This window comes from Serratia sp. DD3, from assembly GCF_000496755.2.
This window is the reverse complement of the sequence record NZ_AYKS02000099.1, coordinates 1-8,328: the sequence shown is the minus strand read 5'-3', so window position 1 is coordinate 8,328 and position 8,328 is coordinate 1. Positions and strand designations below refer to the sequence as shown.

Sequence of the window (8,328 nt, the reverse complement as noted above, 5' to 3'; positions counted from 1 at the left end):
GCATCCAGTTGGCGGCTGATCTGAAAGTCCAGTTCAGCGATATGGTGGTCAATCAGGGTTTTATCCAGTTTTTCCACTTTGGTGCCGGCCAGGCGCAAACGCTCGAGGAACACCTGCACCCCGGCGGTCAAACGTTCATCGGCCGTGGCATCAGACATCGCCTGTGCATCCTGCCAGCTGTCCAGCGCACTGAGGTGGGAAACCGGGCTCAGGTTGATTTTTTCAAACAGGGAGGCATAAACACCGCCTGCTGCTGGGCGCTCTAATACCACGCTTTCACCCGTGGTCGCATTTTCATGTTTTACAGTCATTAGCATTATCTCGTGTTAATCCATTAAAAACCGGTCGCCGGTTAAGGCTGTTGAGGCGCCAGGGCAGACAGTTCAGAACGCAGTTCATTGCTCAGGGCAGGGTCACGCAGGATTTTTTCCAGCTCTTTACGGAACGCCTGGTTATCCAGCAGGTTGGATTTGAGGTCACGCAGCAGACTGCGCATCGCCAGCATGGCTTTGAGTTGCGGGATTTGACGAGCGACCTGTTCGGGGGTAAAGTCTTTCATGTTCTGGAAGGTCAGGCAGATATTTTCTTCACTGCCATCCCCCGCCAAGGTATTTTCCACCGCAATATTGACAGAGGGTGAAAAATCCATTAGGACGCTATTGAAATTATTTTTATTTATGTTTACCTTCTCACGCTCAGACAACGAGGCCGTCTCTTGACCATGACTAAAGTCACCCGCCACCAACAATTTTAACGGTATTTCGGTTTTCTTTTTCGCCCCTCCGGTGTGGAGGTTTAATTTCAGGTTTATCCTGGACTTCGGTATTTCATTTTGGAAGGAATTTGGCATAACTAACCCTGCTCAACAAAGAGAATGAAGAACGGTCTGCCCGGGAAATAAATCGGTATGACCCCCCTTGCCACTTGCCAAACAACCACTTCTTTTTGCATCACCAGATGCAGACAACAGGGTCACCAACCAACCTATTTATATGACAAGATAAGGGCAGAGCGCTGTGTATCATAAGTTTTTCTGAGACTGGAAAATGGTCAGATAAAAACCTATGGCGACCACCATAGAAGCATTAACAAAATTAATAAACAAGATAAATGTAAGCAAATGTTTCAATCACACCAGAGCAAGATATCTATCACCTCAATGATTTATAAGATTTTTCTTAATCCTATTACCTGAATGATCAAGTAAGATGTTTAGTATGTGTTGAGTATGAGTGACACAACAAGCGATAACACCTAGATGTGGACAAGCCACCGTCAACACATCAAATACGCGATTAATTTGCTACTTAAACTCATTTGAATCCACGAAGAGGTCGCACTCTAAAATTCGATAAAACATCCACTAGTACAGCCCATGTTCTTATTGAAATGGCAAAGAAGATTGACGAACTCGCGGCAAATTATGATCGTCCCCTAGAGGGATCGTCAAACAGACTCTGCAGTTATCATTTAATTGGAAGAAAAACGTCATCCAATAATCATGCAAGACCTAACAGATGTGGATAGCTATTCGCAGGGGGACTGTTTTGCTGAATAAATCATTAAGGAAGAAAGCCCGTGTCCGAAGAGAAAAATAATAAATCCCAAGCCATGGGCAGCAAATCCGGCTCTATCTTTGGTCGTTTTTCAGACAGCTTACGTGAAGCCATTTTTGAGGTTGAACCAAAGTCAACGACAGCCAATGAAAGCCCCGCCGCCACAGAGACTCCACAGTCCTCTGGTACAACAGAAGCCAATGGGGTCACTTCCATTGCTGATAACCCGATGGTGGAACGCTTGCACCAAGCTGTACTCGCACGTGCAACTGTTTTTCGCCAACTGATCAGCAATATGACCGCACTAGAAAAAGTTCTTCCTGATGAAGCCGCACGCTTACAAGCGGCTTTTGCCGTATTGAAACAAAATGGCGCATCCGTTGCCAATTTGCAGCAGGAGATTGAATTGCATATGCGTGATCTTGAAACTCAGGAATTACGCTTTCGTGAAGAAGCGGCTTCTGAACGCAAACAACGCATAGATGAACGTCAAAAAGTAGTGGCAGAAAAACAGGCAATTGTTGAAAAAGCACAGGCTGAAATAGAGCGCCAACAACAGTTGATTTTGACAGAACAGGCTAAAATGGCCGATCTATCACAGGAATTGAAAGATCAAACCGCTGAGCTTGATCGCACAGCTGAATTGTTTAGCGCTGCATTCAATCATGAAAAAGAGTGGCTATTGCGACAAAAGTTAAACCTTAATGTATTGGGCGCATTGTAATTATAGTGTGCATAGTATCGTTGATATTAGTGAGAAAAACATGAATAACGGAAGCCTCCTGCCTAAAAACTTCAAGCCCAAAGGTTTTTGGGAACGTCCTGAGGGGACGATGGGAATGGTCGTTGCTGCATTATTAGGTGTTGGTGGCCTGGCTGTTCTTTATAAAATTTTGCCATTCCTGGTATCCATTGCCAGCAATACACTTTATCTGGTCGTTACCTGCTCGGCACTGGCAGCCATCCTCTATATTCTGTTTGACTCACGTTTCCGCAAATTAATTGCTTATATGTATCAAAGTGCCATGCGGTGGTTAACCGGATTATTTATCGAGATTGATCCGATTGGCATATTAAAAAACTATATTTCTGATTTACGTAAAAGCCAATCTGTGATGGATTCACGCATCAGCGATCTGAATGGTGTCATTAATCGACTAAAGAACATTATTAACAAAAATGAACGAGAAGCTCAGAAAGCACTCAAAATCGCTCAACAAGCGCAGAAGACCGGTGATAACAAACAACTGGTATTACAGTCTAGGCAACACGGCCGTCTGGAAAATGCCAATACCACCTATGGCGATTTACTGCGTAAATCACAATTCCTTTATAACGTACTGACTCGTTATCAAGAACATGCTGATACCATGATTATTGATATGGAAGAGGAAGTGCGCGTAGAAACCGAACGCCGAGAGATGACACGTTCAGCTCACGGTGCGATGACAGCAGCAATGCGGATTCTCAAAGGACAAGATGCAGGGCGAGATATGTACAATGCCTCAATGGAATATCTAGCCAAAGATTACGCAACAAAAATTGGCCAGATTGAAGATTTTGTCCGTGTTTCCGAATCTTTCGTTGCTGGTATGGACTTAGAAAATGGTGTATTTGAAGCAGATGCGCTGCAACGATTAGAAGAATGGGAACAGAACAGCAGTAATCTATTACTGGATGAAAAAACCCGCGCAATTCTCACTGACAGTTTAGTTAATACGCCAGCGACGACTTCAACGCAAAATATGTCTTTTTTTGATACCTCGCCCGCCAAGCAAAATAATCGCTAAGCATATCTTTAATCAATTGTACGGATAATTTATTTTATGAAATTAAAACCATTGCCAAAATTTATTTTAATTACCACCATTGTGGCGGGATTAGGATATGGCATAAGCGTTGCCAATCAAAAAGGTTGGTTAGGTACTGAGGAAAAGTCTGCCAGCGTTACGCTCAAAGCGGATGTGCCTACGGCTAATATTTCTAATTCTCCGGAATCAAACAATTCCACTAGTTCCAACGCACCTGCTAATCAGCAAACAACAAGCAGCTTTGATCTGGCATCAACCAAGATGTCACAGCCGGTGCGTTTGTTAACCATCCCATGGAATGCCACCTCAACATTGATGTATGCCAATGGTGATGCATTGACAACACCAGACAGCCTGTTAGGCCGCCGTGGTGTGCAGTTAAATATTGAACGCCAAGATGATTATGGCCGAATGACTGAAGAAATGGCCAGTTTCGCCAAAGAGTTCGCGGCAGGGAACGCTAATCCTGCTTCAGGTGCTGCCATGGTGATCATCATGGGTGATGGTGTACCAGCATTTATCGCGAGTACCAACGAGGTTTTAAGTAAGTTCGGACAATCAGCAGAAGTAGTTGGCGCTTTCGGGTATTCCCGTGGTGAAGATAAATGTATGCTGCCGCCAGAAATGCGTGACAACCCACAAAAAGCACGAGGATCGTTAATCGGTGCCGTGTTACGTGACGGCGACTGGAATATTTGTGTCAAGTGGGCTGGTGATAACGATGTGCCGATTAACCCCAATGAGCAAACGTTTGATCCTAACGCCATGAACTTCGTTTCTACCTCCAGTTTTACCGAAGCGGATGAGAAATACATTTCCGGTTACTGCGAAGAACGCCCTGTGGTACAAAACGGCAAACGTACCGGTGAAAAACGTCGCGTCTGTCAAAATGGTACGGCTACTTGGACACCGGGTGATGTCAAGGTGGCTATGTATCGCGGTGGATTGGTTTCCGTCGCTTCAACTAAAGAATATATGTGGCAAATGCCATCGACCCTGATTGTTAACAAACAGTGGGCAGAAAAAAATCCGACGGTGGTGACCAATATTCTTGCTGCATCATTTGAAGCTTCTGATCGAATCAAAACAGCACTTCATCGTGGGGATGATTCTGAACTGTTGAAAGCCTCTGCCGTATTGGCCAAGGTACATAAAGAACAGACTGCTGAATGGTGGGCGAAATACTTTAAAGGCGTCACTGAGAAGGATAAACAAGGATTGCTAGTCGAACTCGGTGGTTCAACTACCAACAACCTCTCTGACAACCAGTTTCTGTTTGGTCTGAATGGCAATGACATGCTTTATAAGCGTGTATACGACGTGTTCGGTGGTATCAGTAAACAACTGTATCCCAACATCATGCCTGACTTGGTGCCCTATAACCAGGTCGTCAACACCACTTACTTACAGTCCGTGGCAGCAAGTGCCAAAACAACAACCGCTGCTGAAACCCCGTCTTTCCGTGCTGAAGCCCCAGTGCAGCATGTTGTGACGAAAAAATCGTGGTCGTTGGAGTTTGACACCGGTAAAGCGACGTTCCTGCCACAATCTATTGCTGTTATGGAAGAGCTGCTAAACCAGATTTCAGTCTCTGGCTTATCCATCATCATTGAAGGTCATACTGATAATGTTGGTAACAGTAATGCCAATCTATTGTTATCGCGTAAACGTGCTGAAGCGATCAAATCTTGGTTAGAAGTGAATGCCCCCAGCAGTTTCCCTGAAGGCCGTGTACGTATACGTGCCTATGGTGACGCTCAACCAATCGCGGATAACGCCACTGCAGAAGGCAGAGCTAAGAATCGCCGAGTGACTATAAGCATGGTGCAAACGGCTAACTAACCGTTAGATAAATAGATAGCCAAGTTCATTAAAGTTGTAGGTAAGCGGTAATCAAATGGACTTGGGTTATATGTAAGGCGGGTACATTCGTACCCGCCTTTTTAGGGAGAAACCATGCGAAATATTTGGACACCTTATACCTACTTCAGTCGACGTAATTTTGTTATCCTTATTGCCATTCAGGTCATCATTGCCGTGGTCTGTTGGGTCTCACTGGATGCCAAGTGGTTGCCAACCCCACTTGCTATTGCCCAGGAATGGCAAAAATTGGTGCAAAACCAAGGATTGATCCCCAACCTGATCGAAAGCGTTCGCACTAGTTTAATTTCCCTCGTCTTGGCCGCCGCTTTTTCTACCCTATTGGTTTTTTTATCCACCGCCCCTTTATTCTGGCCATTGGCGAAATTCATGTCGGCAATGCGTTTTCTCGGTTTTGCCGGACTGACCTACATTTTTACTCTGCTGACCAACAATGGTGATGACCTGAAAATTGGTCTATTAACCTTTGGTATGACCGTTTTCATGACGACCAATCTATTGGCTGAGGTAAAGTCAATTCCACAATCCAGGGTCGATCATTGCCGTACCATGGATATGCAAGGCTGGCGCATCTCTTATGAATTGTTGCTACGCGGCAAGCTAGATGTGATCCTTGATCTTCTACGACAAAATGCGGCGGTTGGTTGGACGTTGCTGACAATGGTAGAAGGGTTAGTCCGTTCCTCTGGCGGCATTGGCGTGATGTTGCTTAACCAAAATCGTTATTTCAATTTGGCTGGCGTATTTGCAATACAGATTACCATCCTGCTCTATGGCTTACTCCAGGATTGGTTTTTAGGATGGTTGCGCTACACCGTTTGTCCTTATCTGAGCAAGAACAAGTGAGTTTCTTATGTCTGCCGAAATAAATACAAACTACAGTTTTACCTGTGCTGAAGATTTGATGTCGATTAAAAACTTGGGTGTTAGTTATGACCGTCCGATTTTGCGCGATATTAATCTTTCTATCCGTGATATTGAGCGGCCAAACATCGAGCAAGGACAAGTGGTCTCCATTCTAGGGCCATCAGGGATCGGTAAAACCCAGTTATTACGTTGTATTGCTGGATTGCAAATTCCCACCGTCGGCACGGTCACGATCAATAATGGCGACAATAAACCCGTTGCGCCGGGTGACGTAGGCATGGTTAGCCAAAGTTATGACTTATTCAATCACCGTACTGTTTATAACAACCTCTTGATTGCCGCTAAACGCGCAAAAAAAGATCCCAGTATCATTGATGAGTATTTGCAGGATTTTAATCTGCTTGACCATGCACAGAAATACCCGATGCAATTGTCCGGTGGGCAAAGGCAACGTGTGGCTATTGTGCAACAACTGCTCAACCGTTCTCATTTTCTGGTGATGGACGAACCCTTCTCTGGCCTTGATTCTCTGACCAAACAAACCGTATGCGACACCATTCTCTCCGTATCGCAAAAACATGCTTGGAACTCTTCTATCGTCATCTCACATGATATCGATGCCGCCATTTATATCTCGGATACCATCTGGGTATTGGGTTACGAAAAGAATGAACAAGGTCAAAATATTCCCGGGGCCACCATTGTTGAACAGTATGACTTGATCGAAATGGAACTTGCATGGCGTCCAGAAAAGCAAAAATTGCCACAATTTGCCCAACTGCGAGAAACAATACTAGAACGCTTCAAAACGTTACTGTAAACAATCTCACTTTATCGCGTTAAAGCAGTACGGTAATATAAATGGCGCTTTATACTTCAAGTCTCAAAAGATTGATCAGCATACCGTGCAATTACACTGGTCGGCAGATAGCAGACCGGCAGTGGTACTGAACCAGCTTAACAAGGTACGGGGTTTTACTGGCCACCGTACCAATTCCTTTTTTGCTAGCAAGCCATCTGGGGCCCTATTGATGGCCCCCAGAGTTACGCAACACAATATTTTTTAAATCACCAAGGTTTACTGGTTTATTGCTATTCCGAGTCCGCACCACGCCCACTTAACGGATGCAACTCTGAGTAGTTTGGCATCACCGCCTACAGCTTGCGGTGTAATGACCTTTAACCAAACTTTGGCAGTATATTGAATGTACTGCCAAACCAGCAAAATATAACCACTACGCCGAAAGTAATAACTAAAAATGAAATGACTTTTCCTCCCCAAACCGTAAAAGTCTTGTTTGGGAATCTTTCTCTTGATTTCAAGGCAAGAACTGCAGGTATTATTACGGCCCATATTGTGGCACATAGCCCTGCCCCACCTATGCCATAAATAAAACCATTGGGGAAAAATAAATACAAAATACTTGGGGGTAGGAAAGTTAACAATATGGTTTTGAAACGCCCGGAGGGTGAGTTATCTAACTTGAATAAGTCAGCAAGGTAATCAAACAACCCCAGTGTTACACCAAAAAATGAGCTAGCAACCGCTAAGTTAGAAAAAACAAGCAAGCAAAACTCTATCGCCAAGCTCAAAAGGCAGTTGGCTGAACAAGCAGAAGGCTAGAAATCGTAAAAATGGCCGCCACCTACTTCGCGAAGAATCTCAAGTAAATTGCTACGAATTTATGCTCGAACATCTGCTGAGCTTCAGTGTTGTCCATATGGCTAGGGTATTGCTGGTGCAGATCAAAGCGACACTCTTTGGTGAGGCGTTTAAAAAAGAACGTACCGGATAAATCCCCATTCTCACTCCCCTTCCCCTATGACTAATGCGGCTTTTCGAATGAGAGACATGGGCAGGCCCTTAGCCATCCCCTCATATGAGCAAGGCATGGCAAGGCTTCTGAGGTATGATCTCCGTTCTTGACCAGCTAATAGCGAGCAGACAGCCTCCATGCTTAACCACGAAATAATTCTTAACCACATTGATGACATATTCGGACAGGACATGCATGCCAAGCGTGTCTTGTCGCTCGCCAATGCAACCCACGGGGTTATTGAGTCGGGGTCATTGGCCATCCATGCCATTGGCAATGGCCTCTCTTTGGCCAGCGGCCTTGAGCGAAAGCACGCCGTCAAGCAGGTGGATAGACTGCTCACCAACACAAAGCTCAATGTCTGGAGCTTGTTTGATGATTGGGTTCCCTATGTGG

The 8,328-nt window shown here is 44.9% G+C and carries 6 protein-coding genes and 4 pseudogenes; 7 read left to right on the top strand and 3 right to left on the bottom strand.

The window, feature by feature from the left end:
- Together IO95_RS19290 and tssB are read right to left on the bottom strand one after the other, a co-directional pair.
- Positions 1–317, bottom strand: a pseudogene (locus IO95_RS19290) (type VI secretion system contractile sheath large subunit); the annotation flags it as partial.
- Between the two features lie 35 nt (positions 318–352).
- Positions 353–850 carry a type VI secretion system contractile sheath small subunit gene (gene tssB / locus IO95_RS19285; protein WP_037386723.1) on the bottom strand — a complete coding sequence of 166 codons (498 nt, stop codon included), beginning with the start codon at positions 848–850 and terminating at the stop codon, positions 353–355.
- Between the two features lie 728 nt (positions 851–1,578).
- Here tssB and IO95_RS19280 point away from each other — a divergent pair.
- The 5 genes from IO95_RS19280 (at position 1,579) to IO95_RS19260 (ending at position 6,935) form a co-directional block, all read left to right on the top strand.
- Complete coding sequence (locus IO95_RS19280; RefSeq protein WP_023492699.1) at positions 1,579–2,280, top strand: hypothetical protein; 702 nt, start codon at positions 1,579–1,581, stop codon at positions 2,278–2,280.
- A gap of 40 nt (positions 2,281–2,320) precedes the next feature.
- Positions 2,321–3,346, top strand: coding sequence for a hypothetical protein (locus IO95_RS19275; protein WP_072011702.1), 1,026 nt, complete (start codon positions 2,321–2,323; stop codon positions 3,344–3,346).
- A 36-nt stretch (positions 3,347–3,382) separates the two neighbouring features.
- Positions 3,383–5,209 (top strand): OmpA family protein, encoded by a 1,827-nt coding sequence (locus IO95_RS23655; protein ID WP_023490076.1) that lies wholly within the window; start codon positions 3,383–3,385, stop codon positions 5,207–5,209.
- A 114-nt stretch (positions 5,210–5,323) separates the two neighbouring features.
- On the top strand, positions 5,324–6,094 hold the full coding sequence (locus IO95_RS19265) for an ABC transporter permease (RefSeq protein ID WP_023490077.1): 771 nt from the start codon (positions 5,324–5,326) through the stop codon (positions 6,092–6,094).
- A gap of 7 nt (positions 6,095–6,101) precedes the next feature.
- A complete protein-coding gene (locus IO95_RS19260) occupies positions 6,102–6,935 on the top strand; it encodes an ABC transporter ATP-binding protein (RefSeq protein ID WP_051791300.1) in 834 nt (277 codons plus the stop codon).
- Positions 6,936–7,294: 359 nt separating this feature from the next.
- Here the strand turns inward: IO95_RS19260 and IO95_RS24395 are convergent.
- Positions 7,295–7,696 (bottom strand): annotated as a pseudogene (locus IO95_RS24395) (aromatic amino acid transport family protein); the annotation flags it as partial.
- Here IO95_RS24395 and IO95_RS25360 point away from each other — a divergent pair.
- Positions 7,695–7,848, top strand: a pseudogene (locus IO95_RS25360) (IS3 family transposase); the annotation flags it as partial. The pseudogenes IO95_RS24395 and IO95_RS25360 overlap by 2 nt on opposite strands.
- A 221-nt stretch (positions 7,849–8,069) precedes the next feature.
- Positions 8,070–8,328 (top strand): annotated as a pseudogene (locus tag IO95_RS19250) (IS4 family transposase); the annotation flags it as partial.